The sequence below is a fragment of the Archangium lipolyticum genome (genome assembly GCF_024623785.1).
Taxonomy (GTDB): Bacteria; Myxococcota; Myxococcia; order Myxococcales; family Myxococcaceae; genus Archangium; species Archangium lipolyticum.
Genome location: NZ_JANKBZ010000045.1, coordinates 1 through 25902, shown reverse-complemented (window position 1 = coordinate 25902; position 25902 = coordinate 1). Strand labels below are relative to the sequence as shown.

Genomic DNA, 25902 nt, shown 5'->3' with positions numbered 1-25902 from the left:
CTCCGCCGAGCCGGGGTGTTCCCTTGCCCGGACCCCACGCGATAGGATGATTTGACCTCAAATCGGGCGAGGATCAATGCACTTCGAGCTGGGCTTCGTGCTGCTCTTCTCCATCGCGACAGCGGTGGCGATCGCGGCGCGCTACTTCAAGTTTCCCTACACGGTGGCGCTGGTGGTCGCGGGGCTCACGCTCGGGGTGGTGCATGCCTTCGAGCCGCCCCATCTCACCAAGGACCTGCTCTTCGCCATCCTGCTGCCGGGGCTCATCTTCGAGGCGGCCTTCCACGTCGAGTTCCGCAAGTTCTGGAAGAACAAGCTGGCCATCCATGCCCTGGCCATTCCCGGGGTGGTGGCGGCCGTGGGAGTCACCGCGCTCATCCTCTCGCCGGTGGTGGGGGGATTGGACTCCGTGCGTGACTTCGGCTTCATCCACGCGCTGGTGTTCGCCTCGGTCATCGTGTCCACGGACCCCATCGCGGTGGTGGGGCTCTTCAAGGCGCTGGGAGCGCCCAAGCGGCTGGCCATCCTCGTGGAGGGCGAAAGCCTGCTCAATGATGGAACGGCCGTCGTGCTCTTCACGCTCATCGTGGCGGTGGCCGGCGGAGCGCACTTCACGGTGGGAGGAGCGACGATGGACTTCATCCGGGTGGCGGGCGTGGGCGCGCTCATCGGCGGGGGAATCGGCTTCGCCATCTCTCAAGTCATCCAGCGCGTGGATGACGCGATGGTGGAGATCACCCTCACGGTGATCGCGGCCTACGGCTCGTTCGTGGTGGCCGAGCACTTCCACTACTCGGGAGTGATCGCCACGGTGGTGGCGGGCATGCTGTGCGGCAACTGGGCGGCGAGCACGAGCATGAGCCCCAGCACGCGCGTGGCGGTGGAGAGCTTCTGGGAGTACCTGGCCTTCGCGCTCAACTCGGTGGTGTTCCTGCTCATCGGCCTGGAGGTGCAACTGGGCTCGCTGCTGGCGTCCTGGCGGCCCATCCTCCTGGCCTACGTGGCGGTGGTGGCCGGACGCGCGGTGGTGGTGTACGGCGTGTCGGCCCTGCTGCGCTTCACGCCGGAGCGGATGCCCTGGAGCTGGAGCGCGGTGCTCACCTGGAGCGGACTGCGCGGCGCCATCTCCATGGTGCTGGTGCTGGGTCTTCCCGAGGGGTTCGCGCACCGCGAGCTGCTGGTGAACATGACGTTCGGGGTGGTGGTGCTCTCCATCATCGTCCAGGGGCTCACCATGGCGCCGCTGCTGCGGCGGCTGGGCGTCAGCGGCCTCAAGGACGTGTACCAGGAGAAGTACGAGCTGGCGCGAGGGCGGGTGGGGGCGATCCACGCCGCGCTGACGGCGTTGGAGGCGCTGCGCCGCACGCGCGACATCCCGGCGGACGTCGTGGAGCAACTGGAGCGGGACTACCAGCAGAAGGCGGCGGCGGCCGAGCAGGAGCTGTCCGCGCTCAAGCAGCAGACGAATCGCTTCCACGAGGAGGAGCACCAGGAGGGGGTGCGGCGCATGCTCATCGTGGAGAAGGACGCGCTCCTCAAGGCCTACCAGCGGGGCGTCATCGGCAAGGAGGCCTTCGAGCATCTGGTGGCGGAGCTCGACGAGCGGCTCGCGAAGGTGAAGGACCCCGAGGGCCACGTGCCCCTGGAGCAGTCATCGCCCTCGCTGCCCGACGCGGCGTGACACGCCAGGTGACGTCAGTCGAGGAAGCGTCTCCACCAGCGCCGCGCCTCGTCCTCGTTGAGGTTGAGGCGCGAGTAGAGTGGGGGCTCTTCCGGACCGGTGTCCTCCGGCGGCAGGGGCTCGAGCCAGGGCTCCAGCACCCGTGCCAGCTCGCGGTACGCGGGAAGGGTCTGCCCGGCGGACAGGTCTCCCGCCTCGGGCCCCTCTCCGAGCGAGACGACGACACGCTCCTCGTCGAGCGCGTGCACGGTCGTTTCCGGGGAGCGGAGGCGAGCGCGAAGGGCAGCGGCTCCGCCGAGCTGACCAAGCACGGGCTGCGCGAGGAAGTTGAGCCAGTGGATGCCATCGACCCGACTGCCCATCCAGTGCGCATAGAGCCAGGCGGGGCGCAGGTCGAGACCCGGATAGCGCAAGAGCTGGGCACGTAAGGCCGAGTCGGAGGCACGCAGGGACCAGTAGAGGTGGAGAGCGAGGCCCGCGTGACCGGTGGCGAAACGAAGCTGGGAAGCCATCTCCAGGGCGAGCTCGCGCACCCTCGAGGGTCCGTGCCGCACCAGGTACTCGGTGGGGAGTGTCGCGGTGAGGAGACTCACGGAGTTCGGGGCGGGAATGCGCCGGGGAAGGCGGGCCCGGTAGTAGAGCTCGTAGCCATTGCTGCTGGAAAAGCCTCCGTCGAGGATCAATAGAGTGGCGTACCCCCTCTTCTCCAGTCGGTAGACAGTGGCTTCACTGAGCTCTTCGATGAAGCGGAACGGTCGCTCGGGCAGGAGGAGGCGGCGAATGGAGCGCCAGCGCTCCTCGGTCAGTGTGTCTCCCTCGTCGTCATTGGTGAAAGAATGGTTGATTGTTCTGGGGCCCTGCCCAACCGCACGCATGTAGCTCTCGACCGCGTGGCTCACCCCGGCGGCGATCTCCGGGTGGTCATGCGGCAGGTAGAAGGCGATGCGAATGACATCTCGCGCGAGCAGTTCCCGCGGAAAGCGGGGTGTTTCGCCGCTCCAGAGCTTGACGTAACCATGTCGGCGCCCGCGATGGCGGATGCGGGGGAAGTACGAGTTCATCAGGGGATGCCGTATTGGAAGAGCCCCGCGGGGGAAATGAGGGCCGCGGGACATCGCTTCGTCAGCTCCTGGTATGCCTTCAATTGAGCCTCCGCCACAGAGGACTTGCGCGGGTCCAACTTCTGAGCGGAGAGACAGGGAAATTTGAACTCGTAGACGCACTGCACGTCGGTGGCATTCCTGGTCCCGTGCACCACGAAGTCTGGATGGAGGGTATCGATGCCCTTGTTCGTCAGCACGACCCCATTTACCTCGGGGTCCGGCTTGTAGCGTGGCTCTACAGTGAAGTTCTCGCGCAGGCCCGGAGGCAGGCGAGCCTTGAGACAGGCGAAAGCGGCGGCATGTTTGAGCCGCCCAAGCTCCTGAGCGAGGGAAACCTCATCCCCCGCTTCGTCGAACCGGACAACCTTCTTGCACTCGGCGTCGCTTGGGAACTTTCCGTTCTCGAACCGAAACCATCATCACGCCGCTGGTAGGTATCGTTGACGTCAGCATGAGCCTGTGCCACGCAGTCCTTGAGCGTTGCCTCGACGAGATCCAGCTCCTCGCCAGACAGGGCACGGTGGAGTGTATTGAGACCCTGGACGACCCCGACGATTTGGACGGCCTTGTCGACGACCTGGCCAACCCGAGTCGCTGTCGGTGCGAGGATCTCCCCAGTGCTCACATTGACTGGGGCGGCACAGCCGGCACCACACGATTGGTTGAACTGAGCCCGAGAGCCGGTGACCTGCCCGCCCCAGGTGGATGAGGGTTGGAAGCTCGCTGGCGCGGCGGCGCAGGAGAGGCAGAGGAGCGCGGCGGGCAAGGCAGCGAGGAGAATATACGCTCGTAGAGAGGACACCGGACACCCCAGGGCCAGGCCGGAACTACACGGAATCGAGAGCGCACCCGTCAAGCCAATCGTGGAGAAGGAGGCTCATCCCGGCAGGCTCCGGACAGCCTCCAGGAAGATCCGCACGGCCGGAGCCCTCTCGTGACGGCGGTATGCCACGGACAGCTCCATCGACTCGGTCACGCCCGTGAGCGGACGGTAGACGACGTTGCCCCCGAGGTTGAGCGACACGATGGACTCGGGCACCAGGGCCACGCCGAGGCCCGCGGCCACCAGGCTGATGACCGTCATGATGTTGGTGCTGCGATGGCGGATCCGCGGGGTGAAGCCCCAGATGCGCTGCAGGACGGAGAGCCCCTGCTCTTCCTTCGACCCGCTGAAGTCGATGAATGATTCCTCCACCAGCTGGTCGGCCGGAACGCGTGCACGTGCGGACAGCGGGTGGTCGGCGGGAATCGCCACCATCAAGGGCCAGGTCGCTACCCGCACCGTCACCAGCTCCGTAGGAACGGGCAGGACCGGCGCCGTGAGCAGGCCGACCTGGATGCGTCCATCCACCAGGGCCTCGAGCTGGTCGAACGGGTGCAACTCCTGGAGCAGCAGCTCGACATCCGGCGCACGTTGCCGGAAGGCCTTGAGCATCCTGGCCAGCACGCCCGAGTAGGCGACGTTGACCGAGTACCCGATCTCCAGGCGTCCCAGCTCTCCCCGGCCCGCACGTTCCGCGACCCGCGCCGCGCGCTCCGCCTGCTCCAGCGTCCGGCGTGCCTCCTCCAGGAAGAGCCTGCCCGCCTCCGTGAGCGCCACATGGCGCCGCGTCCGTTCCAACAGCCGTGTCCCCAGCTCCTCCTCCAGCGCCTTGATCTGCATGCTCAACGCGGGCTGCACGATCCGCAGCCGGCTGGCCGCACGGGCGAAGTGCAGCTCCTCGGCCACGGCGACGAAGTACCGGAGATGGCGCAGCTCCATTCATCACTCCCACTGATTACAGATCGACTTTCAATCTATTGGAGTTCTCAAGCCCATCCCAACATCCTTGTCTCGCGGGCTTCGAAATCCACCCCCAATCCCACACACAGGCAGGTTGCGATGAGACACACATGGGCCGCTCTCTTGATGTTCGTCCTCGGCTCGGGCCAGGCCGCCCAGGCCCTGGACACCCCCAAGGCAGACACGGGCATCGACATCCAGAAGGTCGTGCCGGAGGGCAAGCTGCCAGGCAAAGGGGTGCCCTATTTCATCCGCAACGGTGAGGGCGAGCGCTACCTCGTGGGCGGGCTGGTCGCGGGTCTGATCGCCAGAGGCGTGGACACCCAGGAGCTCTTCGAGGCCGCCATCCTGACAGGCGGACGGGACGCGAACCTCCCTCCGCACACCCACGCGCGGACACACGAGGCCATCCTGGTCCTCGACGGAGAGGTCGAGCTCTGGCTCGGGCAGGGGCACTACCTCCTCATCCGCGGCGATTTCGCGAGCATTCCGGAGGGGACACCCCATGCCCTCAAGATGCGGAGCCACCGCACCCGGCTCATCTCCTGGTCCACCGGGAAGGAGATGGGTCCGCTCTACAAGGCGCTCGGCCAGCCCTATGAGGGCTATGTGCAGCCCCCGGAGGTCAACCCCGAGATTTCAAAGGAGCTGCTCGAGAAGGCGGAAGCCAGTGCCGACGTCCGTTTCGAGCGCAAGGCGCCGAGCAGGAGCACTCCCCAGCGCGTGACCAATGGCACGGTCCCCGACAAGAAGGTCCCCTACGTCCTCGCCTCGGGTGAAGGCCAGCGACTGGTCGCGGGCAGCGAGCTCTTCTCCCTCGTCGGCGATCAGCGCAACAGCGATGGCAGGTTCATCGTCGTCGTGAGCGAGGGCCCGGCCGGAGACATGATTCCCCTGCACTTCCATGAGAAGCACACGGAGACCTTCTTCTGTCTGGATGGTTCCATCACGATGCGCGTCAACGACGCGACGGTGACGCTGGCTCCGGGCGATTTCGTCCACGCCCCCGCTCGCACCATCCACGCCTATCAGCTCAACAGCCACTACACGCGCATGGTCGGCTTCCTGACCCCGGGCCTCTTCGAGTCGTTCTTCCGCACCCTGGGTGACCCCTACCCCGCGTACGTGTACCCGCAGACGCCTCCTCCCTTCCGGTTCGACCGCGTCCTCTCGAAGTTGAACGAGCTCGACCTGAAGCTCGTCCAGCCGCCGGCTTCCAAGAAGTAGGACGGTCCGACGGGTCATCTCCTCGGAAGTGTGACTCCACCCTCGCCGCGAGGCAGTCTACCGCGTGCGGGGTGACCCCGAGGCCAACAGGCTCCGCCGCGATGGGCTCCGCTGGATTCCCCAGACGAATGCCCGCATCAGTGTCCCCGTCGTCAGCATCCACACCCTCGGCGACCTGTACGTGCCCTTCAGCATGGAGCAGCTCTACAAGCGCCGGGCCGATGCCAACGGCACCTCCCAGTGGCTCGTCCAGCGCGCCATCCGGGGCGTGAGCCACTGTGACTTCACCATCGCCGAGCAGGTCGCCGCCTTCGACGCGATGGTGAAGTGGGAGCAGCAGGGCATCAAGCCGCGGGGTGACGAGGTGCTCGACCCAACAACACCGTCGGCCCCGAGGACGGTCTGATGGGCACCCGGTGCCCTGAGCACGGGCTCAACCCGGGAGGCTCGATACCCTCACCCCGTCCCTCTCCCAGAGGGAGAGGGGTGGGTGGCGAGGGTGAGGGAAGTGGCGGCACTTGCGCTGCCTCCTTCCTGACGGTGCTCCCTCCGCCAGTGGTCTCCGGCCGACGCTTCCCTCGCGCTCACATCCTCCTCCGTCCCAATCGGCTCATAATCCCGTTCTGTAGCGTTTTTCTCGGGGTTGAAAAGAAAGCCGGGGGGCCGAGCGTGATCATCTTCGACGACAGCCTGTGGCCACTGTTGAAGCTGAGGTTCGTGGGCGCGCACACGTCCGAACAGTTCGAGCAGTACCTCCTGCGGTTGGAGGCCTACGTCCGGCAGCCCGGGCCCTGCATGGTGTTGCTCGATCTCAACGCCGCCTCGGTACCGCTCGAGCAGTGCCGGCAGCAGGCGGAGTGGATGCACGCGAATCAGGCCCTGCTGCGCGAGAAGGTGCTCGGACTGGCCTTCGTGAGCTCCTCGACTCGCAGCCGGTTGTCCCTCAACGTCATCCTCCATCTCAAGCCCGTGCCCGTCGCTCACACGCTCGTGGCGGACACCCGGGCCGCCGCCGAGTGGGCCGCCGATCGCTTCTCCGACGCGGGGCTCCTGCTGCCCTCCGTGCGCATCCGCCAGGACTTCGGTCTGCGGCCCTCCGGCTCATTCCCCAGTCTCTCCTGGGCCCCCGCCCCCAGGTAGCTCCCGGCCCCGGCCCTCACAGGCGCGCACCGGGCCGCGAAGGTGACGCCGCGGCCCGCCAGGGAGGCCGCTCAGCGCAGCAACAACAGCACCACGGCCAGCGCCAGCAGCACCGCGCCCACCACCAGCAGCACCTTCAGCACCGACACCGGGGCGTCGCCCAACACCACCTTCGCGTCCTGCCCATGCACCACCACCCGGTACAGCTTCTTCCGGTACCGGTACGCCAGCACGTACGCCGGCAGCGCGTAGCGTCTCGTCTCCAGGCTCGACAGCACCACCGCCACGTGCACGTTGCGGTGGCGGCGGCCCGGCACGTGCGAGCGCGCCACCTGCTCGCGCGCCTCCTCCTCCACCGCCGCCAATATCTGCCGCCTTGCCCCCGAGCGCGTCACGTCGAAGCGCTCCACCTGCGCGTCCTCCGGCCCTCGCGGCTCGCGCTCCGCGCCCGCCAGCGAGTAATGGCCGGCCAGCCGCTCGCACTCGCGCTCCGAGAGGCCTCGCGACGCGGACACGAGGATGTCCTGGAAGGTGAGCTCCACCTGCCCCGAGTGCGGCGCCCAGTCCGAGCGTCCGCTCCCCGCGTCCGAGTCCGCCGTCCAGCTCACCCGCGCCCCCGCGCTGAAGGCCCACGCCGGCCACCACATCGGCCGCAGCGACTCGAGCGACGCCGCCCGCGTCAGGTCCGAGGGCCGGAAGAAGCGCTTCTGCTCGAGGAAGCCCATCAACGCCCCGCGCGCCGCCACCGGGTCCACCGCGAAGGGCAGGAAGCGCTCGGCCTGCTCCTGCGGGTCCGCCGTCGTCTCCACGTGCATCACCGACGCGCAGAAGGCACACCGTGGCGCCTTCACCTCCGCCGAGTACTCCAGCGAGGCCCCGCAGGTGTCGCACCGCACCACCCTGGCCACCTCCCCCGCCGGCAGCAGGGCCCGCGTCCGGCGCTGGCCCACCACCGCCTGCCCGCAGATGGGACAGCGCAGGTCCCCCACCTCCAGCGCGCTCTCGCACCGCTCACACCACACCTCCGGCCCGTCCGTCATGACCGGCCCCCCTGGCCCAGCAGCACGTACAGCAGCAGCCCCAGCGCCGCCACGCCCAGCACCGTCAGCACCACCTTCACCCAGGAGACGGGCACCCGGCCGTACACCTCGCCCGACTGCCCGTTCACCACCACCCGCAGCGGCGGCTTGTCCGGGGCATAGCGCGCCGCCAGCACCCACACCGGCACCAGGCACACGTCCAGCGACTCCGCCTTCAGCTCCGTGTCGTGCTTCAGGTCACGGTGCGAGTCCCCCGGCATGAAGGACTCCAACCGCCGCCCCACCCGCGCCAGCGCCTCCTCGCGCGCCAGCCTCAGGCACTCGTCACGGGAGAGTGACGGCTCCTCGGCCACCCAGCCCGCCACCAGCGCCGGCTCGTAGCGCGCCAGCACCCGCAGGTCGAAGGGCTCCAGGTGCTCCAGCTCCGGGTTGGACAGCCCGCGAGAGGCCGTCACCAGCACGTCCGGCACGTATTCCGCGTGCTGGCCGCGCAGCGGGCGCCACTCCGTCTTCGTCACCGTGCGCGTCTTGGTGACGGTCTTCCCGTTCTCCGTCGTCGTGTACGTCTCCGTCTCGGTGTAGTTCTCACCGATGGAGGCGCTGTAGTGCGTCTCGGCACGGGCGCTGTAGAGGTACGCGGGCACGTACACACCGCGTACGTCCTGCAGCGAGGCCCGTTTGAGCCCCGAGTGGCTCCACGGGTTGCGCGTGCGCAGCCAGTGCTTTACCCGCTCGCCCGCGACCTGATGGGTCAGCGCGAAGCCCAGCGCGAAGGTGGGCGCGGGCCTGTCCAGGCTCGGAGGCCGCTCCACCACCGAGGGCGCCGCGCAGTAGGGGCAGACCGTCGTGCGCAACCCCTCGGCCACCACCAGCTCCGCTCCACATGATTGGCACCGTAAGTTCATCTCAGGCTTCTCCCCGCGAGCACCTTCCCGTACCCGGAGTCTTGCATTCCACTCAACTTTCAGTCCGAGTTGCGCTACATCTCCCACCTCCTTTCTCCGAGTCCATTCCATGTCCTTCCGGGAAGAACGAGTGGTGACCCTGGCCTCGCAGCCACACGCGCCCGGAAACGAGCCCTCCAGCCTGACGGTGGATGAGAGCTTGTGGCCGCTGGTGGTGGTGAGGATCGGCCGGAACCTCACGGCGGAGGACGTGGAGGCGTACCTGTCGGCCCGGAGCGCCCACCTGCGGCGCGAGGAGCCGCACGTGTGCATCATCGACACGCGGCAGGTGCACATGCCCCCGGTGCAGCTGCGCCAGCGCTACACCGACTGGCTGCGTGACAACGCGCTCCAGCTGCGCCACTGGATGCTGGGCTCGGCGTACATCATCGAGTCTCCCGCGGTGCGGATGATGATGAGCGTCATCCGCCACTTCGCGGCGATGACCACGCCCTTCGTCGTCACCGCCAGCCTGACGCCCGCGGCCAGCTGGGCCGCCGAGCGCTTCCAAGAGGAAGGGCTCACCCAGGCCGCCGCGCGCATCCGCGCCCACTACGCCCTGCCGTCGAGCTGAGGTTCAGCGGCCGTCGGAGCGCGGCGGGTCTTCCCAGAAGAGGGCGGGTGCCTCGTCGTCCTCGCCGTCGAGGCCGTGGGGAGCCGAGGCGCGGCGCAGCGGGTCGTTCCCATCCGGGAACCCGTCACCGGGCACCCACGGACGGAGGTCGTCGTGCTCGGGCCCGTGCGGGTCGAAGGTCCGCTCCCAGGTGCTCGTGACCGACTCCTCGATGTCCGTTCGCACAGGTGGGCCTCCGCGCCAGGGATGCCCGGGAGACAGTCGTCACGGACGCTCCCGGGTGACAGGCACCCTGGAGGACGAGTGCACCGTCCGGGATGTGACACACGGTGCGGCTTCCTTCGCTGTTGCCTGTCCGGTGCCTGGCGGGAAGAGTGTGGCCCTGTCTCCCCGTCCCTCGGAGCCCTCCCATGGCGCACCCATCTCCCCCCGTCATCGGCATCCTCGGAGGCAGCGGCCTCTATCAAATCGACGGCCTCCAGGACGTCTCCTGGCGCAAGGTGTCCTCTCCCTTCGGTGAGCCCTCGGACGAGCTGTGCTTCGGCACCCTCGAGGGCACCCGGGTGGTGTTCCTGCCCCGCCACGGCCGGGGCCACCGCATCTCCCCCTCGGACATCAACTTCCGCGCCAACATCGACGCCCTCAAGCGCGCGGGCGTCACCGACCTGCTCTCCCTGTCCGCCGTGGGCAGCCTGCGCGAGGATCTACCCCCGGGCTCCTTCGTGGTGGTGGACCAGTTCATCGACCGCACCTTTGCCCGAGAGAAGAGCTTCTTCGGCACCGGCTGCGTCGCCCACGTGTCCATGGCCCGGCCCGTGTGCACGCGCCTGGGGGACGCGGTGATGAGCGCCGGCCAGGGGCTCGACATCCCCATGAAGCGCGGTGGCACCTACCTCGTCATGGAGGGCCCGCAGTTCTCCTCGCTCGCCGAGAGCGAGCTCTACCGGAGCTGGGGCTGCAGCGTGATCGGGATGACCAACATGCCCGAGGCCAAGCTCGCCCGGGAGGCGGAGCTCTGCTACGCGACGGTGGCGATGGTGACGGACTTCGACTGCTGGCATCCCGGGCACGATGCCGTCACCGTGGACCAGATCATCTCCGTGCTGATGGCCAACGCGGGCAAGGCGCGCGGGCTGGTGAGGAACGTGGTGCCGCTGCTCGGCGGGCACCAGGGCCCGTGTCGCCACGGCTGCCAGACGGCGCTCGACCACGCCCTCATCACCGCTCCCGAGGCGAGAGACCCCAAGGTCCTCGAGCGGCTCGACACCGTGGCCGGCCGGGTGCTGAAGCGCTGAGTGACAGTGGAGAGGTGGAGAACCCCCCACGCGTGGAGTCGTCTGGCCCGACGTGTGACGGTGCCCCGGCAATGACAGACGTGTGACGGTTACCCGGCGTGCGAGCCAAATCCCGCCGGGAAACAAAATGCGTGAATGGGCATACACGCCCCATCACAGCCGCCACGCGTCTTCTCATTCCGTCTGGAAGGCCAGGCCTTCCGTGTTGGAACGCACCACATCACGCACGACCCACCCGAGGAGGTTCCACCATGTTTTCATTGAAGACCCTGCTGGCACGGAAGCTCACCCTGGCCGCACTGCTCACACTCGGCGCGCCGCTGGCCGCGCACGCCCAGCAGAGCCCGACCTGCGACGCCTCGGTGAAGGAGGAGGTGGTCAAGGCCCTCGAAGGCAGCGAAAAGCTGAACAAGGCCGAGCAGTCCAAGCTCCAGGAATCGCTGTACGCGAAGTACAAGGAGTGCGGGAGTGCCGACGCCGCGAAGCCGCAGCCCAACGATCCCTTCTTCATCGCGGCGCGCCAGTGTGGCGCGAGGGTGACGCAGTTGGGCAGCCTCTTCTTCGAGGAGATGCCTTGCTGCGGCTACGATCCACAGCGCCGGACCTTCGCCTGCCCGGTGAAGATCAAGCGGCCCACGGGTTTCGGTGCGGCTCCATTGCCGGGCAGCCGTGAATACGTCCTGCACTGCGTCGCCGACGGCTCGGGCACGTTCCATCCGGTCGGTCAGGACAGCGTGCACCTGGCGAACTCGCAACTCTCGCCGTCCTGGCAGTTCGCGGTCGTGGCCAACGCGATCGACAACCTCGACCTGGTGCAACCGCTGAAGGGGAATGCCGCCAGGGCGCGGTCCATCCTGTCGTGGCAGTTGCAACCCACCGACTGCAAGTACCAGCCCATCTGGGGCAACGCGATCGACTACACCATCCGCCTCGACCAGTAAGACGCGGCACGGACTGCCCGCGCCCGGCGAAACCTCTCCGCCGGGCGCGGGCAGCATTGCGTGCGATGGCCGGGAGAGGGACATATCCCTCGGATGCCAGCTCCCTCGGCGCCCTCCCATCGTGGGTATGATGTCCCTTTCCGCCAGGAGGAGACGGAGAGGATGAAGGTCCACGGTCAGCCGATGCGCACGCTCTGGGTCGAGGCCGACGGCCACTCGGTCGGCATCATCGACCAGACGCGCCTGCCGCACGCCTTCGCGACGCTGCGGCTCACGACGCTCGAGGAGGCGGCCCATGCCATCCGCTCCATGCAGGTGCGCGGGGCGCCGCTCATCGGAGCCACCGCGGCCTATGGCATGTGCCTCGCCCTGCGCGCGGACGCGTCCGATGGAGCGCTGGAGCGGGCCTGCACGTTGCTCCAGGCCACCCGGCCCACGGCGGTGAACCTGCGTTGGGCGCTCGACGAGATGCGCCGCGTGCTGCGTCCGGTGCCTCCGTCCGGGCGCGTTGCCGCGGCGTACCAGCGCGCGGCCGCCCTCTGCGACGAGGACGTGGCCATCAACCGCTCCATCGGCGAGCACGGGCTGGGGCTCATCCGCTCGGCCTGGGAGCGCAAGGGCCGGCAGGGGCGGGTGAACGTGCTGACGCATTGCAACGCGGGCTGGCTGGCCACGGTGGACTGGGGCACGGCGCTCGCGCCCCTCTACCTGGCACACGAGCAGGGCATTCCCGTGCACGTCTGGGTGGACGAGACGCGCCCGCGCAACCAGGGCGCGAGCCTGACGGCGTGGGAGCTCGGGCAGCACGGCGTGCCGCACACCGTCATCGCGGACAACGTGGGCGGCCACCTCATGCAGCACGGCGAGGTGGACCTGTGCATCGTGGGCACGGACCGCACCACGGCCCGGGGTGACGTGGCGAACAAGATTGGCACGTACCTCAAGGCGCTCGCGGCCAAGGACAACGGGGTGCCCTTCTACGTGGCGCTGCCCTCCCCCACCATCGACTGGACGCTCGAGGACGGGGTGCGCGACATCCCCATCGAGCAGCGTGACGGCCGCGAGCTGACGGACATCAGCGGGCGGCTGCCCTCGGGCGAGGTGGTGACGGTGCGGGTGACGCCGGAGGAGAGCCCGGTGGCCAACTACGGCTTCGACGTGACTCCCGCGAGGCTGGTGACGGCGCTCGTCACCGAGCGCGGGGTGTGCGCGGCCTCGACCGAGGGATTGCTGTCGCTCTTCCCCGAGCGGCGGCCTGCACGGGGGACGGGCACGTGAGCGCACCGAGGCACCTCGAGCTGCGCCAGGCGATGATCGCCACGGCGCGCAAGATGAACACGTCGGGGCTGAACCAGGGCACGAGCGGCAATCTCAGCCAGCGCGTGGAGGAGGGGTTCCTCGTGACGCCGACGGGGATGGACTACGACACGATGGTGCCGGAGGACATCGTCCTGATGCGCTTCGACGGCAGCCACGAGGGGCGCCGCAAGCCCTCGTCCGAGTGGCGCTTCCACTGGGACATCCTGGCCGCGCGGCCCGAGGTGGGCGCGGTGCTGCACGCACACTCGATGTTCTGCACGACGCTCGCGTGCCTGCGCCGGGGGATTCCGTCCTTCCACTACATGGTCGCGGTGGCCGGAGGCGTGGACATCCGCTGCGCGCCGTATGCCACGTTCGGCACGGAGGAGCTGTCACGCCACGCCGTGGCGGCGCTGGAGGGGCGCAAGGCGTGCCTGCTGGCCAATCACGGGATGCTCGCGCTGGGCAGGGACCTGGCGGGCACCTTCAAGCTGGCGGTGGAGGTGGAGACGCTCGCGGCCATGTACTGGCGCGCGCTCCAGATCGGCGAGCCCGTGCTCCTGGAGCCAGCGGAGATGGCCGTGGTGCTCGAGAAGTTCAAGACGTACGGCCAGCAGCCCGAGCCCAGGGGCTGAGGAACGGTCAGGCCTGAACCGCCGGACCTGCGCCCGACCGCGGTCCGGCTTAGACTTCCCTCATGGATCCGCGTGAACTCCTACGGCAGGCCTTCCCGAGCTACGGACCGGATTGGGATGCGGCCATTGATGCAGGCGTGGACGTGTCCCTGCTCGAGGAGAATCTCCACCTCACTCCCACGGAGCGGCTCGAGCAACTGCAGCGAATGACCGAGCTGTACGAGGCGCTGCGCCCCAAGGGAGACTCCGACGATGCAGCGGACGCCTGAGCTCCTCTGCCTGCTCCTCGACGCGGGTGTGGAGTTCGTCCTCATCGGGGGCGTCGCCGCCATCGCCCACGGCTCGGCGACTTTCACGCAGGACTGTGACATCACCGCGCCTTTCACCGAGGAGAATCTCGCACGGCTGCTCGCCGTGCTCGCGCCGCATCGTCCCAGGTACGCACTCGCCGTGCCCAAGCGCCCCGTCACCGAGTCGCCCGCTGCGCTCTCGAAGAACCGCAACCTCTACCTGCTCACCGACCTGGGCCGCCTCGATATCCTCTCCGAAGTCCCGCCCATCGGAACCTATCCGGATGTCGCCAACAAGGCGGTGACCCTGACCCTCTACGAGCGCTCTTGCCGCGTCATCAGCCTGGACGACCTGATCGCCGTCAAACGCCATGTGGGACGGGACAAGGATCGCCTCGTCGAGCGCGAGCTCCTGGCTCTTCGAGATCGGCAGAAGAACACCGGGCAGTGAGTCAAATCGGGACGGATACCCTCCCCCCGTCCCTCTCCCGGAGGGAGAGGGACGGGGGGAGCTCACGTCTCCACGGGCCGGCGCGGTAGCTCCACCCTGAACGTGGAGCCCTGCCCCAGCTCGCTCTCCACCTGGACCCTCCCCCCCAGCGCCTGCACGATCTGCTGCGTGATGTAGAGCCCCAATCCCAATCCTCCGTAGTTCCTCCCCGACACCGCCCTCTCGAACTTGCCGAAGATCCGCTTCAGGTGCTCCGGCGCGATCCCTATCCCCTCGTCCTTCACCACCAGCACCGCCCTCTCCTCCTCCCCCTCCACCCTCACCCTCACCGGGTGCCCCGCTCCGTACTTCATCGCGTTCGACAGCAGGTTCGTCATCACCTGATCCAACCTCATCCGATCCCACCTCCCCACCACCGGCCCCCCCGCCGCCAGCTCCAGCTCGCAGCCCATCTTCGCCGCCTGCTGCGCGAACCTCCCCATCACCTCGTTCACCACCTCCGTCAGGTCCACGTCCTCCCACGTCAGCGGCAGCCTCCCCTCCGCCAGCCTCGACACGTCCAGCAGGTCATCCACCAGCGCCGCCAGCTTGCGCAGCTGCGTCTCCGCCCCCTCCACCACCCGAACCACCCGCTCCCGGTGCACACACGCCACCGGCCCCGACTCCATCTCCCTCTTCAGTGACTGGAGCTTCAGGTGCAGCGGCGTCAGCGGCGTCTTCAGCTCGTGCGAGGCCACCGAGAGGAAATCGTCCCGGATCCTCACCGCCTCGCTCGCCTCCTCGTACAGCCGCGCGTTCTCCTCCGCCTGCTGCCCCAGCCTCATCCCCAGCTCCACGAGCTCGCGCTCGTCCGCCCTCACCCGCCTCAGCTGCGCCAGCATCCACTCCACCCTCAGCGCCGCCGTCTCCTTCCCCAGCATCAACTCCGGCCTCTCGTAGAAGAGGTTCCCGTGCACCTCGTTGCCGTAGATGACCAGCGGGTGCGTGCGCATCACGTCCCGGATGATCTCCGGCGGGAACCGGCTCCGGTGGTACTGGCAGATGGCCACCACCTTGCTGTTCGGGAAGAACCCCGTCAGCAGCGCCTCGTAGCGGATGAGCTCCCGGCTCTCCGGTTGCGCCCCCAGCGCCCACGTCATCTCCCCCATGATGCGCAGCCCCGTGAAGCCCGCCTCCAGCGCCTGCCTCTCCAGCTCGCGCAGATGGGCCAGCATCTCCTCCGGCACGAACCGCCCCGTGCGCAGGTACGCCTCGCGCGTGGACTGGAAGACGAGCGCTCCCCGCGCCCCCTCCGCCTCCACGTCCACGCCGCGTTCCCGCAGCACCGCGACCACCTCTTCCGCCGTGCCCTCGTCCACCAGGTACACACAGCGCTCACCCCGCTCCAGCCCCATGCGAACGAAGGGCACCAGCGCCGCCACCTGCTCCTCGAACCGCTCGTAGATGAGGCACAGGTGGTCACCCTGGCCCACGCGTGTGAGCTGCTGAGCCGTCTCGCCCAGCGCCACACCCACCTCCTCCAGTCGCCTGGGGGGCGGGGGAGCTGCCGGGGGGGTTTCTTTCATACTGCCCTCGAGAACGGAAAGGTGCCTGCCTGACAGTACCCTCCAACCCGGGCGCCGACGCAATCCACCCCCGGTTCCGCGAGGGTGTCCGCCGCCGGATTCCAGGGCCCGGAGATGTCAGACCCCTCCGTTAATGTCTTCACATCACGACGCATCAGGGAGGCACTTCATGGATGGACTCACGGGGTCACCTCACGTCTCCGTCAACAAGCTGGGGCGCTATCTCACGGCGACTCCCGCCCTGCGCAAGCGCCTCATCCACGCGCAGAAGCACCCGCCCGAGCCACGCTATCTGCACTACCCCGAGGCCGCACAGGCCATCACCGATTTTCTCTGCCGGGGCCAGGACGAGGCCGTCCTGCGCCAGCACCAGCACCGGTTGGCCACCACCGTCTTCACCGAGGAGTTCGAGGCCCACCGTGCCCTGTTGTGCATCGAGGCCATCGAGCGCTACCGCGCCTTGCACTCGCGCCTGGGCCTGCATGGTGTGGTGGCCAGCGAGGTGGGACACGAGCCGCCCGCGCTCGAGATGGCTGGCGTGAGCATCCGCGTCGCGCCCCAGGTGGTGCTCCAGACGTTGGATCGTCAGGGCAACAACAAGGTGGGAGTGATGAAGCTGTATTTCTCCAAGCACCACCCCCTGGACGAGCGCTCCGGGCAGTACATCGCCACGCTGCTGCTGGCCTTCGCCGAGCAGCACCTGGCGCCGCTGGGGCCCATCGACCCGAGGCTGGTGCGGGTGGTGGACGTGTTCGCCGGGCGCGAGTACCTGCCGCCCAAGGCGCGCGCGCGCCGGCTGAGTGACGTGCAGTTGGCGTGCGAGGAGATCGCCGCCCGCTGGCCCGTGCAATGACGCGTTCAGCCGTACCCACCCGGAGCGCATGAGCCGGCGGGTGCCCTTGTCGCGCGGGGGTCCGGACGTTAAGACTCTGGACTTGCGCGGTACCACGATTGGGAGGGGCGACGGCCTTGCTGGACGCATTGTGGGAACGGCGGGCGTTGCTCGTCTCGGGAAAAGGGGGCGTGGGAAAGACGACCATCGCGGCGGCGCTCGCGCGCGCGGCGGTGGCCTCGGGCCGGCGGGTGCTGCTGGCCGAGGTGGAAGTGTCTTCCGACGAGCAGAATGGTCCCTCCCCCCTCGCCACGCTGGTGGGGGCGCGAGCGCCCGGCCCTCGCGTCGCCGAGGTGTCCAGGGGCCTGTCCTTCGTCCGGCTGTCTCCCATCGAGGGCCAGCGCCTCTTCCTGCAGGATGTGCTGCCCCTGCGTGTCATGGCGGACGCGGCCATGCGCACGCGCGCCCTGCGCCGCTTCCTCGAGGCCGCGCCCGCGCTCCGGGAGATGGGTGTCCTCTACCAGATGTTGCACCTGCTGCGGAGCACCCGCCCGGATGGGAGCCCCCTGCACACGCTGACCATCCTGGACCTGCCAGCCACCGGCCACGCGCTCGCGCTCGCGGCGCTGCCGGACGCGTTGCTGTCCGTCATGCCCGGGGGCCCCGTGGGCCGCGCCGTGCGCGAGGGGCTGACCCTCTTGAGGGACCCGGCCCTCACGGGTGCGCTGCTCGTCACCCTTCCCGAGCCGCTGCCCGTCAGTGAGACGCTGGAGCTGGCCACCGCCATCCAGCGCCACCGCATCCCCATCACCGCGGGCGTGCTCAACCGCATGCCGGACAATCCCTTCTCGCCGGATGGCCGCGCCGCCGTGGAGCGGCTGCTGGACGAGCATGGGCCGCACCGGGGGCATCGTGCCCTGGCGCAGCTGGACCGGGCGCGCGCCGCCGAGGCCCGGCTGGCGGGCAACCTTCCCGCGCCCCTCTTCACCGTGCCCGAGCTGCCCGCCTTGGGCGTGGAGCTGGTGGAGCGGCTCGCCACGCACTTCACCCGTAGCCTCGTCCCCCCTGAGCGCTCCACCGGGAGCGCCGGAGCCCGGCCATGAACCTGCAGTTGCTGCTGCGAGAGAAGCGCGTCGTCGTGCTGTGTGGCGCCGGCGGCGTGGGCAAGACGACGACGGCGGCGGCCCTGGGCGTGGCCGCGGCGCGCGCGGGCCGCAAGGTGCTGGTGCTCACCATCGACCCGGCGCGGCGGCTCGCCGAGGCCATGGGCCTGTCCGAGGGCGGCGCGGAGCCCACCCCCATTCCCCCCGAGCGCCTCTTCGCGGGCGGCGAGCCCGGCCCGGGCCGGCTGGACGTGTGGATGTTGGATCCGCGCATCGTCTTCGAGCGCTTCGTGCGGCGGCTGTCGGCCACGCCCGAGGCGGCGCGCACCATCATCGAGAACCGCCTCTACCGCTTCCTGTCGGACCTGGTGGCGGGCATGCAGGAGTACGCGGCGGCCGAGGCACTGGACAACTTCCTGGACGAGGGCCGCTACGAGCTCATCGTCCTGGACACGCCGCCGAGCCGCCACGCGCTGGACTTCCTGGAGGCCCCGGGGCGGCTGGCGCGCTTCCTGGATGACCGCATCGTCTCGCTCTTCCTCCCGGAGGAGAAGGGGCGCGGGGGGCGGCTGTGGCGCAAGACGTCGCAGCTGCTGGGCAACGTGCTGGGCACCATCTTCGGAGATGGTTTCACCCAGGAGATGCGCGCCTTCCTGGGGGCCTTCAGCGGGCTGTTCGCGGGCATCCGGTTGAGGGCGGACCGGTTGCGCTCCCGGCTGTCCTCGCCGGACGCGGCCTTCCTGCTGGTGACGTCGCCGGAGTCGGCCTCGCTGGAGGAGGCGTCCTTCTTCCGGGACATGCTGCGCGAGAAGGGGCTGCCCTTCGCCGGCTACGTGCTCAACCGGAGCTGGGCGCGCGAGGACGGGCTGGAGCCTCCCGAGGCGCTGCTGCGGCACGTGGAGGAGGGAGGCGCCGCGCGCGACGGGGTGAAGGCGCTCATCGGTCTGGCCGCGCAGGAGCGCGCCCGCGCCGAGGCCCACCGCGGACTGCTCCAACGGCTGGCGGAGAAGCTGCCCGCGGGCGCGGTGGCGGTGGCCGCGCCCGAGGCCGGTGGCGAGCTGGAGGACTTCAGAGGCCTGGTGCGGCTGGGCGACGCGCTCGCCACCTCGTGAGTCACGCCCGGGAGAAGCGCACCCGGAGGCCCCCGCGCGGGTGCGGGAAGGGCAGCGGCGCGAGCGACAGGTCCTGCCCGGGGACGAGCTCCCAGCGGTAGCCGCGCAGCATCAGCGCCAGGACGACGGCCATCTCCGTCATGGCGAAGTGCTGCCCCAGGCACACCCGTGCCCCTCCGCCGAAGGGAATGAGGGCGTTGGAGTGCTTGCGGTGCTCGGCGCGCTCGGGGCTCATGCGCTCCGGGTCGAAGCGCTCCGGCTCCGTCCAGGGTGAGGCCCGGTGCGTGCCTCCGACGCTGAGCATGAGCGTCCACCCCTGGGGAATGCGGTAGCCGCCATACGCCACGTCCCGCGTGGTGACGCGTGGCAGGGCGCTCACCGGAGGAAGGCAACGCAAGCCCTCGTGGATGACCTGGTGCAGGTAGGGCATCTCCTTCAGGCTCTCGAGCGTGAGGGGCTCGTCCACGCTGGCGCCGCGCTGCTCCTCGCGGCAGCGCTGGAGCACCTCGGGGTGCTCGGCCAGCATCCACACCAGGTTGGTCAGCGAGTGCAGCGTGGTGTCGTGGCCCGCGAGCAGTTGGACGAGCGTCTCGTCGAGCACGGCCTCGCGCGGCAGCGGCTGGCCCCGCTCGTCCCGCACCGACAGCAGCGAGCCGAGGATGTCCCGGGGCTGCTCGGCCAGGTGCTCGCGCCCGGCCACCACCCGCACCAGCAAGGCGCGCAGCTCCCGCCGTGCCGCCATGGAGCGGCCATGCACCGTGAAGGGCACGTCCCACGGCACCGCCGAGAAGAGGCCCTTCACCCACCGCTCCACCAGTGGAACCACGCGCCCCAGGTCCACCGGCGTGTCCCCGAGGATGAGGCCGAGGGCCACCTCGAGCACGAGCGTGCTCGCCATGGACAGCACCGTCACCTCCGGGTGCTCGGCCCACCGCTCCAGGTGCCGCGTGGCGATGGTCTGCACGCGCGGCACGAAGTCACGCACCATGGCCTGGGTGAAGTGGGGGGCGAGCAGCCGGCGCCGGGCCAGGTGGGCCTCGCCCGTGAGCTGGGGAATGGCCTGCAGGCCGAGCACCCGGCGCGTGCCGTAGCCCCACCGCACGTGGAGGAACTTGTTCTCCCCCGCGAAGACCCAGCGGCTGGCCTCCGCCCCCGAGAGGAACACCGTGGGCGAGCCGAAGATGTGCGAGCGGAAGATGTCGCCGTGCCGCCGCCGCCGCTCGTCGATGAAGGGCCCCGGGGCTCGCAGGAAGGCGAGTGTCTCGCCCAGGAGCGGGAGCCCCTCGGCTCCCGGTGGCAACGGCAGATGAGAGAGATCCTCCGCCACGGTGTCGGGCAGTGTCGTCAGCATGTCTCTTCCCCCTTTTTCTCATTCTCTCATAAGAGGATGACGCGGCCTGGAAGCGGGGAACGGTAGCCATCGTCCGCGGGGGGGCACCGAGGATGTCGGAAGCCGGGCACTCGGAGGGGAGGGGCATGCCCGGAGGCGGACAGCAGGGGGCCGTCCGGCGCTGGAGCCGATTGGAAGTAGCCACCCGCGTACCAACCCTTCGGCGTCCACATCCGCAGAGGAGGTCTCACCCCATGGCCCAACGACACACCGACAATGGCCGGGACGTCTCGGCGCGCCCCTCGCCGCCCAATGGCACCCACACCGAGGATCGGGAGCGCGAGCGCCGCGCCGCCGAGGCCCCGCCGGGCTCCCGCGAGCGCTCCGAGTCCGACGTCACCGGCTGGAGCCCCGAGCGCGACGAGCCACCCGAGGTGCGCCAGGGCCGCTTCCACCGCGCCGCCCAGCTGCGCCTGGCCCAGCCGCGCACCGAGGAGGGCGGGCCCCCGCCCGGGGACGACACGCGCTACGACCTGGGCTCGCGCCGCCGCCTCATCGGGAGGGATCGGCCCTACGAGCGCCCGGCGCAGGGCGACATCGGAGGGGGACACTACGGCCGGGATGATCGCTCGGTTGGCGACGCCGCCGGGCTGGGTCCGGGACCATTGATGGGCGATCAGGATCTGTACCACTCGTTGGAGGGGCACCAGCCGCCCCGCGAGTACCGCGAGTGGGATCGCAGCGGCACCGGCGCCGAGCGGAGCAGTCACGTCACGCAGACGCGCTCCCCGGGATATGGCGGGCAGGCCACGCGCGGTGTGCCTCCCGGGCGGCGCGAGGACCGGGCAGTGGAGGACCGTCCCACGGAGGGCCGTGAAGCCGGAGGCGAGGGGTATTCGTCACTGATGGGTGTGAGCCAGCCGGCGCCGTCTCGCGAGTCGCGTGTCACCACGCACGGGCCCACCGGGGCACCCACTCAGCAGCGCCAGGGCCGCTGGAAGCGCGAGCCGCTGATGGCTCGGGAGATCATGACGCGCGGGGTGAAGAGCGTGCACCTCGACAGCAGCCTGCGCGAGGTGGCGCGCGTCATGAAGGACGAGGACTGCGGCATCGTCCCCGTGGTGGACGAGCGCGGGCGGCTCAAGGGCGTGCTCACCGATCGCGACCTGGTCATCCGCACCCTCGCCGAGGGCCGCCCTCCCGACAACATGCGCGCCCGGGATGTGATGACGGATGACGTGGAGGCGGTCACGCCGGACGAGGACATCCACAGCATCATCGCCCTGATGGGCCGCCAGCAGGTGCGCCGCGTCCCCGTGGTGGAGCGCGATGACCGGCTGGTGGGCATCATCTCCATGGCCGACATCGCCACCCGCGCGGATTACGACGAGGAACTCCAGGAGGCGCTGGATCGCATCTCGGCACGGCGCTCGTTCTGGAGCCGGTTGTACTAGCGCGATTCCCCGTGGGACGGGGCGGTGGGAAACCTGGTGGGTCCAGGTACCCTCACCCCGTCCCTCTCCCGAAGGGAGAGGGGAGATGGTGCTACGTGATGGCCACGGTGACTCCCGTGGCGTCGCTCGTGGCCGTGAACTTCTTGAGCGGACCGATGGTGATGGCTCCGCTCGGATCCGGCCCCCGCGTCACGTCGCCCGTCTTCGTGAAGCGCGAGTTGTGGCACGCGCACCACAGGTCACTCGCCGACTCGTCGTAGCTGACCGGGCACTGCTGGTGCGTGCAGAGCGAGTCCACCGCCGTGTACGCGCCACCCTCGAGCGCGAAGACGAAGAGGAGCTTGCCGTACCCCTGCGGGACTCCCTGCACCCTGCCTCCCGCCGCCTGCAGCTCGGGGAAGCGCGAGAAGGGGAAGAAGATCTTCCCATTCTGCACCGAGGGGAACCCCTCCTCGCCCGCCGCGAAGTCGATCTTCAACAGCACCCCGTCGAAGCTCGCCTTGTAGCTGGTCAGCGGCGCCTTCGCGGGGGCCTGCGTCACCTTGCCGTCCGTCGAGAAGCGCGAGAGGTGGCACGGGCAGATGGCCTCACCGTCCTGGAAGCCCAGCGGGCACCCCGAGTGCGTACAGATGGCGGACACCACCTTGTACTCACCCGTACCCTTTTCAGCCGTGTGCATGACGAGCAGCGGCTGCTCGCCGGACACGCGCAGGGTGACGGCGCCTCCCTCCTTCGACAGGTCCGGGTAGCGCCTCACGTCCAGGATCACGGTGCCGTCCGCTTCCTTCTGAGCGTCCAGCACTGGCGCGGGGGCGATGTCCGGCGCGCACCCGGGCAGGCCCGCCGCCGCGGCACCCGCGCCCGCTCCCACCAACCCCCGGAGGAAACCACGACGACTCGTGCTCACTTCCCCTCCTCCTTGAGCTGGAACTTCGTCTCCATCGCCAGCGCGTCGTCCACCTTCACCATCAGCAGCGACGGGCGCTCCACCTTGTAGGAATCCAGGCTGATCTGGAACTTGCCCTCGGCGGACACGTCACTGGCCGTGTTGAACAGCACCTCCAGGGGCACCTCGATGGTCTGCTTCACACCGTGGAAGGTGAGCTGGCCCTTGAGCGTCACCGACTGCTTGGCGGGGAACGAGGTGGGCACCTTCACGCCCGAGGCCACGCCCTTGAACTCGACCGTGGGGTACTTCACGGCCTCGGTGACCTCCTTCATGTGCGAGTCCCGGTTGGAGTTGCCCGAGTCGAAGTCGGCCACGTTGGCGCGCACGGCCACCTGCAGGGTGCCATCCGGAAGGATGCGGGCCTTGCCCTCGGTGGGGCGCGCGGTGCCCACCACCTCGTGCATCTTGTGGTTGAGGCGGTAGGTCACGCTGCTGCCGTCCTTCTTCACCGAGTACGTACGCGCGGTGGCCGTCTCCTGTGCGAAAGCGGGAGCGGACAGCATCAGCGAGGACAGCAGGGCCAGGAACGAGTGTTTCATGGGGGATGTCTCCGGGTCTTATCGACTCGTCTTTCCGGGTGGAAATTCAGAACGTGAGCATCAACATGCCCGCGCCCACGGCGCCTAGCGTCGCATAGCCGATCACCTGATGCGCGGTGACCAGGTCCACCTGCGACAGCTTGCCTTCGTGTTGTGCGGTCACCAGACCGAGCACCACCTGGGAGAGCATTCCAGCGGTGGCCAGGGACATGAAGACCTTGTGCAGGGTGATGGTGTCCAGCCGGAGCTCCTTCTTGAAGGGCGTGGGAGACAGCAGGCCGAGCAGGCCCGTCCCGGCGAACAGCGCGCTGGAGCCGATCACCAGGCCCGTGTGCCACCCCTTGTACCGGCCGGTGTCACCGCCTCCACGGTAGCGGTCGTTGAGGTTGAGCTGCCCCACCACGATGGTGGCGGTCAGCGTCGCCGCCATGGCGATGCCCGCCCCCTGGTGGAGGGTGAGCATGGTGCGGCGCTGGGCGATCGCCCTCTCCAGCGCGGGATCCACCGCGCGCGGCGCCTCGGCCGAGGCCGAGGAGTCGAGCAGATCGAAGTCCATGTCGGACTCCTCCTGCTTCACCGGCGCATCAGCGGGCCGCGTCTCCGAGGGCTTCTCCGCCGGCTCCATCGGCGAGGGCGGACGGGCCTCGGGCCGCGCGGGCTCGGACTGCTTCGCCGCGGGCTGCATTGGCTCGGCCTCGGTGTCGGCCGGCGGCGGCGTGGAGGACTTCCTGGAAGACTTCTTGGACGCCTTCGACTTCGCCTTCGCGGCCTTGGAGGTCTTCGACGTCTTGGCTCTGGCGGTCTTCGCCGGGGCGGCGTGCGCGCTCGTAGCGGGAACGGAGAGGAGGGAGATCAACAGGGCGACGACGGCGGTGCGGAACATCAATTGCCCTCGGACAGGAAGAACACGGCCTGCCCAGTATGCGACAATCGGGTCCCGCTCGCATGTCGAGATATTACGGCCTGGAGCAGAAAGAGGGACCTCGCGTATCCGCGGGTCCCCCGTTCCTTTTCCCGTCCGGAGAGAAAGCTCGGGCCTCAGGCCGGCGCGGTGGCCGGAGCCTCCGAGCGCGGCGCGGTGCCCTGGGACAGCTCCAGCCCCAACACGCGCGGGTCGAAGTAGGCGTAGAAGCGAGAGATGCGGTCACCGTCCCACTCGATGATGGAGACGCCCTCGTAATCCACCGCCGCGCCGTTGTGCGCGGTGCCGCTGGACTCCCACTCGAGCGCCACGCGGTCCCCCGCTTCGATCATGTTCCGGAAGGTGGATTTCACCTGGCGTAACATTCCCTTGTACTCGCGCCAGAAGTCGCGCGCCCCCTCCTTCCCGTGGAAGGTCCGGTGGGAGGCCACGTTGCTCACCTGAGCGTCGTCACTGAAGAGCTCCAGCAGGGACTCCAGGTCGCCGCTCTCCTCCAGTCTGGCCAGTGCATCCACGAAACGCTGCGCTCGCTCCATCGCCATGGGGGTCCTCGCTCCATCCGCGTGAGGGTCCTGATGAGACGCAGGGTGCGCATGCATCCCAGTCCCTGCCTCGACTGTCGGCTGTCCGCCTGTAAGGCGTCCGTGCCTCACGCCAACGCGGCACGGGCCGGACTAAGCTGGGCCCTCGATGGAACGCGTCCGTGAAGCACCACCGGCCCTGGGGGAGGAGGGTCCTCGAGTCCAGTCCCTCGCGGAATGGGAGGTGGAGGCCGTGCCGCTGCTCGAACGGCTGGAGGCCCTGCGCCAACCGGGCATCACCCTCGAGGAGGTGGACACGTTCCTGAATGGACTCTCGGCGCCGCTCCCCCCGGGCGAGCCGCCGCGTGTGCGAGCGGACCTGATGCTCGATGTCCTGGAGGATGAGCGGCTGTGCGAGCTCACCGGTACGGACGGCCACCGGGTCGGCGTGGCGGCGCTGGAGGCGCTGCTGGAACTCGGCTACCCCTACGCGCTCGAGGTGACCCCCGAGATGCTGACCCGGGCCCGGGGGGCGCCCCGCCTCGCCATCCCCCGGCCCATGCTCTTCGGGCTGGGACTGGCCTTGCTCAACGTGCTGGGACAGGCGGTCATCCGGCTGTCGGATTCCCACCCCCACCTCATCGACTCCCACTCCCACCACCACCACCACCTGGACGAGGAGTTGATGGAGGGCGCCATCCTGGGAAGGTGGGAGGATCTGCCGCTCGTCGGACTGGTGCTGCTCGGAGCGCCCGTGTTCTCGGCCCTGGCCGAGTGGTACGCGCTCCGGCCGGTGAAGCACTTCTTCAACCTGGTGCAGTGGGGGGTGAGCGGGTTCTCTCTGCTCTTCGCGTTGCAGAGGTTCGACGAGGGCACCTGGCCCCAGGGCATGCCCTTCCTCTTCAGCGGCTTGCTGGCCCTGGGCACCGTGCTCTGCCTGACCCCACGCCACGACCGGGAGCCCTGAGACGTCCACGGATGCCCGCAAAGCAGAACGGGCACCCACCGAGGTGAGTGCCCGCTCCGTGCATCCAGTTCCTGCCGACGAGACTAGCCGCGGGTGTTCTGGATGATGGTCTTGCTCATGTCGTGCAGCGTCTGCAGCAGGTTGGACATCAGCTGGCTGATGCGCGCGGTGCGCTGGATGGCCGCCTGCATCGCCATCTCCTTCT

Annotated in this window: 28 protein-coding genes; 16 read left to right on the top strand and 12 right to left on the bottom strand. The window is 69.1% G+C overall.

All coding sequences use genetic code 11. The annotated features are described in order from the left end of the window. Window positions 1-76 precede the first annotated feature (76 nt). Window positions 77-1681 (top strand): Na+/H+ antiporter, encoded by a 1605-nt coding sequence (locus NR810_RS47795; protein WP_257462505.1) that lies wholly within the window; start codon window positions 77-79, stop codon window positions 1679-1681. Window positions 1682-1695: 14 nt separating this feature from the next. Here the strand turns inward: NR810_RS47795 and NR810_RS47790 are convergent, their stop codons facing one another. The 3 genes from NR810_RS47790 to NR810_RS52465 form a co-directional block, all read right to left on the bottom strand. Continuing rightward, window positions 1696-2742, bottom strand: coding sequence for a DUF3396 domain-containing protein (locus NR810_RS47790; RefSeq protein WP_257462504.1), 1047 nt, complete (start codon window positions 2740-2742; stop codon window positions 1696-1698). Continuing rightward, window positions 2742-2981, bottom strand: coding sequence for a hypothetical protein (locus NR810_RS47785; RefSeq protein WP_257462503.1), 240 nt, complete (start codon window positions 2979-2981; stop codon window positions 2742-2744). The genes NR810_RS47790 and NR810_RS47785 overlap by 1 nt, the downstream gene beginning before the upstream one ends. Window positions 2982-3661: 680 nt before the next feature. Beyond that, entirely contained in the window at window positions 3662-4546 is an 885-nt protein-coding gene (locus NR810_RS52465) for a LysR substrate-binding domain-containing protein (protein ID WP_306819123.1), read from the bottom strand. Window positions 4547-4666: 120 nt separating this feature from the next. Between NR810_RS52465 and NR810_RS47770 the strand changes: the two genes are divergently transcribed. The 3 genes from NR810_RS47770 to NR810_RS47760 all read left to right on the top strand — a co-directional run bounded on the left by NR810_RS47770 (window position 4667) and on the right by NR810_RS47760 (window position 6934). Beyond that, entirely contained in the window at window positions 4667-5794 is a 1128-nt protein-coding gene (locus NR810_RS47770; protein ID WP_257462502.1) for a quercetin 2,3-dioxygenase, read from the top strand. Between the two features lie 64 nt (window positions 5795-5858). Beyond that, window positions 5859-6200 carry a hypothetical protein gene (locus tag NR810_RS47765; protein WP_257462501.1) on the top strand — a complete coding sequence of 114 codons (342 nt, stop codon included), beginning with the start codon at window positions 5859-5861 and terminating at the stop codon, window positions 6198-6200. A gap of 263 nt (window positions 6201-6463) precedes the next feature. Continuing rightward, window positions 6464-6934, top strand: coding sequence for a hypothetical protein (locus tag NR810_RS47760; RefSeq protein WP_257462499.1), 471 nt, complete (start codon window positions 6464-6466; stop codon window positions 6932-6934). Between the two features lie 71 nt (window positions 6935-7005). Here NR810_RS47760 and NR810_RS47755 read toward each other — a convergent pair whose 3' ends face one another. Both NR810_RS47755 and NR810_RS47750 read right to left on the bottom strand, forming a co-directional pair. After that, window positions 7006-7974, bottom strand: coding sequence for a zinc ribbon domain-containing protein (locus tag NR810_RS47755; protein ID WP_257462497.1), 969 nt, complete (start codon window positions 7972-7974; stop codon window positions 7006-7008). Continuing rightward, a complete protein-coding gene (locus NR810_RS47750; RefSeq protein WP_257462496.1) occupies window positions 7971-8879 on the bottom strand; it encodes a hypothetical protein in 909 nt (302 codons plus the stop codon). The genes NR810_RS47755 and NR810_RS47750 overlap by 4 nt, the downstream gene beginning before the upstream one ends. Window positions 8880-8988: 109 nt before the next feature. Here NR810_RS47750 and NR810_RS47745 point away from each other — a divergent pair, with 109 nt between their 5' ends. Continuing rightward, window positions 8989-9492: a hypothetical protein gene (locus NR810_RS47745; protein ID WP_257462494.1), complete on the top strand. Its 504-nt coding sequence runs from the start codon at window positions 8989-8991 to the stop codon at window positions 9490-9492. A gap of 3 nt (window positions 9493-9495) precedes the next feature. Here the strand turns inward: NR810_RS47745 and NR810_RS47740 are convergent, their stop codons facing one another. After that, entirely contained in the window at window positions 9496-9717 is a 222-nt protein-coding gene (locus NR810_RS47740; protein WP_257462493.1) for a hypothetical protein, read from the bottom strand. Window positions 9718-9902: 185 nt separating this feature from the next. Between NR810_RS47740 and NR810_RS47735 the strand changes: the two genes are divergently transcribed. From NR810_RS47735 to NR810_RS47710, 6 genes are all read left to right on the top strand, one after another. Further along, entirely contained in the window at window positions 9903-10787 is an 885-nt protein-coding gene (locus NR810_RS47735) for an S-methyl-5'-thioadenosine phosphorylase (protein ID WP_257462491.1), read from the top strand. 251 nt (window positions 10788-11038) lie between these two features. Beyond that, window positions 11039-11728, top strand: coding sequence for a hypothetical protein (locus NR810_RS47730; protein WP_257462490.1), 690 nt, complete (start codon window positions 11039-11041; stop codon window positions 11726-11728). A 162-nt stretch (window positions 11729-11890) separates the two neighbouring features. Continuing rightward, entirely contained in the window at window positions 11891-13006 is a 1116-nt protein-coding gene (mtnA, locus tag NR810_RS47725) for an S-methyl-5-thioribose-1-phosphate isomerase (RefSeq protein WP_257462489.1), read from the top strand. Window positions 13007-13038: 32 nt separating this feature from the next. Continuing rightward, window positions 13039-13662, top strand: a complete 624-nt coding sequence (locus tag NR810_RS47720) for a class II aldolase/adducin family protein (RefSeq protein ID WP_257462566.1) — start codon at window positions 13039-13041, stop codon at window positions 13660-13662. 62 nt (window positions 13663-13724) lie between these two features. Further along, window positions 13725-13931: a hypothetical protein gene (locus NR810_RS47715; protein ID WP_257462488.1), complete on the top strand. Its 207-nt coding sequence runs from the start codon at window positions 13725-13727 to the stop codon at window positions 13929-13931. Beyond that, window positions 13915-14403, top strand: coding sequence for a nucleotidyltransferase (locus NR810_RS47710; RefSeq protein ID WP_257462486.1), 489 nt, complete (start codon window positions 13915-13917; stop codon window positions 14401-14403). The genes NR810_RS47715 and NR810_RS47710 overlap by 17 nt, the downstream gene beginning before the upstream one ends. A gap of 62 nt (window positions 14404-14465) precedes the next feature. Here NR810_RS47710 and NR810_RS47705 read toward each other — a convergent pair whose 3' ends face one another. Continuing rightward, window positions 14466-15968: an MEDS domain-containing protein gene (locus NR810_RS47705; protein ID WP_257462484.1), complete on the bottom strand. Its 1503-nt coding sequence runs from the start codon at window positions 15966-15968 to the stop codon at window positions 14466-14468. Window positions 15969-16137: 169 nt separating this feature from the next. Between NR810_RS47705 and NR810_RS47700 the strand changes: the two genes are divergently transcribed. From NR810_RS47700 to NR810_RS47690, 3 genes are all read left to right on the top strand, one after another. Further along, on the top strand, window positions 16138-16821 hold the full coding sequence (locus NR810_RS47700) for a hypothetical protein (protein WP_257462483.1): 684 nt from the start codon (window positions 16138-16140) through the stop codon (window positions 16819-16821). Between the two features lie 98 nt (window positions 16822-16919). Beyond that, the gene (locus tag NR810_RS47695) at window positions 16920-17903 is read left to right on the top strand and encodes an ArsA-related P-loop ATPase (RefSeq protein ID WP_306819122.1); all 984 of its coding nucleotides are present in this window, start codon (window positions 16920-16922) and stop codon (window positions 17901-17903) included. Next, a complete protein-coding gene (locus NR810_RS47690; RefSeq protein WP_257462481.1) occupies window positions 17900-19015 on the top strand; it encodes an ArsA family ATPase in 1116 nt (371 codons plus the stop codon). Before NR810_RS47695 ends, NR810_RS47690 begins: the two co-directional genes overlap by 4 nt. Window position 19016: 1 nt before the next feature. On the opposite strand, the gene NR810_RS47685 is transcribed toward NR810_RS47690, so the two are convergent. Further along, window positions 19017-20366, bottom strand: coding sequence for a cytochrome P450 (locus NR810_RS47685; protein ID WP_257462480.1), 1350 nt, complete (start codon window positions 20364-20366; stop codon window positions 19017-19019). 233 nt (window positions 20367-20599) lie between these two features. Between NR810_RS47685 and NR810_RS47680 the strand changes: the two genes are divergently transcribed. After that, window positions 20600-21799: a CBS domain-containing protein gene (locus NR810_RS47680; RefSeq protein ID WP_257462478.1), complete on the top strand. Its 1200-nt coding sequence runs from the start codon at window positions 20600-20602 to the stop codon at window positions 21797-21799. A 91-nt stretch (window positions 21800-21890) separates the two neighbouring features. Here NR810_RS47680 and NR810_RS52710 read toward each other — a convergent pair whose 3' ends face one another. The 4 genes from NR810_RS52710 to NR810_RS47660 form a co-directional block, all read right to left on the bottom strand. Continuing rightward, on the bottom strand, window positions 21891-22706 hold the full coding sequence (locus tag NR810_RS52710) for a QcrA and Rieske domain-containing protein (protein ID WP_257462476.1): 816 nt from the start codon (window positions 22704-22706) through the stop codon (window positions 21891-21893). Beyond that, window positions 22703-23287, bottom strand: coding sequence for a YceI family protein (locus NR810_RS47670; protein ID WP_257462475.1), 585 nt, complete (start codon window positions 23285-23287; stop codon window positions 22703-22705). The genes NR810_RS52710 and NR810_RS47670 overlap by 4 nt, the downstream gene beginning before the upstream one ends. A gap of 46 nt (window positions 23288-23333) precedes the next feature. Next, window positions 23334-24170 carry a hypothetical protein gene (locus NR810_RS47665; RefSeq protein WP_257462474.1) on the bottom strand — a complete coding sequence of 279 codons (837 nt, stop codon included), beginning with the start codon at window positions 24168-24170 and terminating at the stop codon, window positions 23334-23336. Window positions 24171-24325: 155 nt separating this feature from the next. After that, window positions 24326-24751: a nuclear transport factor 2 family protein gene (locus tag NR810_RS47660; protein ID WP_257462473.1), complete on the bottom strand. Its 426-nt coding sequence runs from the start codon at window positions 24749-24751 to the stop codon at window positions 24326-24328. A 232-nt stretch (window positions 24752-24983) separates the two neighbouring features. On the opposite strand from NR810_RS47660, the gene NR810_RS47655 reads away from it, so the two are divergent. After that, window positions 24984-25697, top strand: coding sequence for a hypothetical protein (locus NR810_RS47655; RefSeq protein ID WP_257462472.1), 714 nt, complete (start codon window positions 24984-24986; stop codon window positions 25695-25697). The last annotated feature ends 205 nt before the right edge of the window (window positions 25698-25902 follow it).

Coding starts and splice junctions, on each gene's coding strand:
- NR810_RS47795 (WP_257462505.1), top strand. CDS start 77: ATGCACTTCGAGCTGGGCTTCGTGCTGCTCTTCTCCATCGCGACAGCG.
- NR810_RS47790 (WP_257462504.1), bottom strand. CDS start 2,742: ATGAACTCGTACTTCCCCCGCATCCGCCATCGCGGGCGCCGACATGGT.
- NR810_RS52465 (WP_306819123.1), bottom strand. CDS start 4,546: ATGGAGCTGCGCCATCTCCGGTACTTCGTCGCCGTGGCCGAGGAGCTG.
- NR810_RS47770 (WP_257462502.1), top strand. CDS start 4,667: ATGAGACACACATGGGCCGCTCTCTTGATGTTCGTCCTCGGCTCGGGC.
- NR810_RS47755 (WP_257462497.1), bottom strand. CDS start 7,974: ATGACGGACGGGCCGGAGGTGTGGTGTGAGCGGTGCGAGAGCGCGCTG.
- NR810_RS47750 (WP_257462496.1), bottom strand. CDS start 8,879: ATGAACTTACGGTGCCAATCATGTGGAGCGGAGCTGGTGGTGGCCGAG.
- NR810_RS47745 (WP_257462494.1), top strand. CDS start 8,989: ATGTCCTTCCGGGAAGAACGAGTGGTGACCCTGGCCTCGCAGCCACAC.
- NR810_RS47735 (WP_257462491.1), top strand. CDS start 9,903: ATGGCGCACCCATCTCCCCCCGTCATCGGCATCCTCGGAGGCAGCGGC.
- NR810_RS47730 (WP_257462490.1), top strand. CDS start 11,039: ATGTTTTCATTGAAGACCCTGCTGGCACGGAAGCTCACCCTGGCCGCA.
- mtnA (WP_257462489.1), top strand. CDS start 11,891: ATGAAGGTCCACGGTCAGCCGATGCGCACGCTCTGGGTCGAGGCCGAC.
- NR810_RS47720 (WP_257462566.1), top strand. CDS start 13,039: ATGATCGCCACGGCGCGCAAGATGAACACGTCGGGGCTGAACCAGGGC.
- NR810_RS47715 (WP_257462488.1), top strand. CDS start 13,725: ATGGATCCGCGTGAACTCCTACGGCAGGCCTTCCCGAGCTACGGACCG.
- NR810_RS47710 (WP_257462486.1), top strand. CDS start 13,915: ATGCAGCGGACGCCTGAGCTCCTCTGCCTGCTCCTCGACGCGGGTGTG.
- NR810_RS47705 (WP_257462484.1), bottom strand. CDS start 15,968: ATGAAAGAAACCCCCCCGGCAGCTCCCCCGCCCCCCAGGCGACTGGAG.
- NR810_RS47700 (WP_257462483.1), top strand. CDS start 16,138: ATGGATGGACTCACGGGGTCACCTCACGTCTCCGTCAACAAGCTGGGG.
- NR810_RS47690 (WP_257462481.1), top strand. CDS start 17,900: ATGAACCTGCAGTTGCTGCTGCGAGAGAAGCGCGTCGTCGTGCTGTGT.
- NR810_RS47685 (WP_257462480.1), bottom strand. CDS start 20,366: ATGCTGACGACACTGCCCGACACCGTGGCGGAGGATCTCTCTCATCTG.
- NR810_RS47680 (WP_257462478.1), top strand. CDS start 20,600: ATGGCCCAACGACACACCGACAATGGCCGGGACGTCTCGGCGCGCCCC.
- NR810_RS47670 (WP_257462475.1), bottom strand. CDS start 23,287: ATGAAACACTCGTTCCTGGCCCTGCTGTCCTCGCTGATGCTGTCCGCT.
- NR810_RS47665 (WP_257462474.1), bottom strand. CDS start 24,170: ATGTTCCGCACCGCCGTCGTCGCCCTGTTGATCTCCCTCCTCTCCGTT.
- NR810_RS47660 (WP_257462473.1), bottom strand. CDS start 24,751: ATGGCGATGGAGCGAGCGCAGCGTTTCGTGGATGCACTGGCCAGACTG.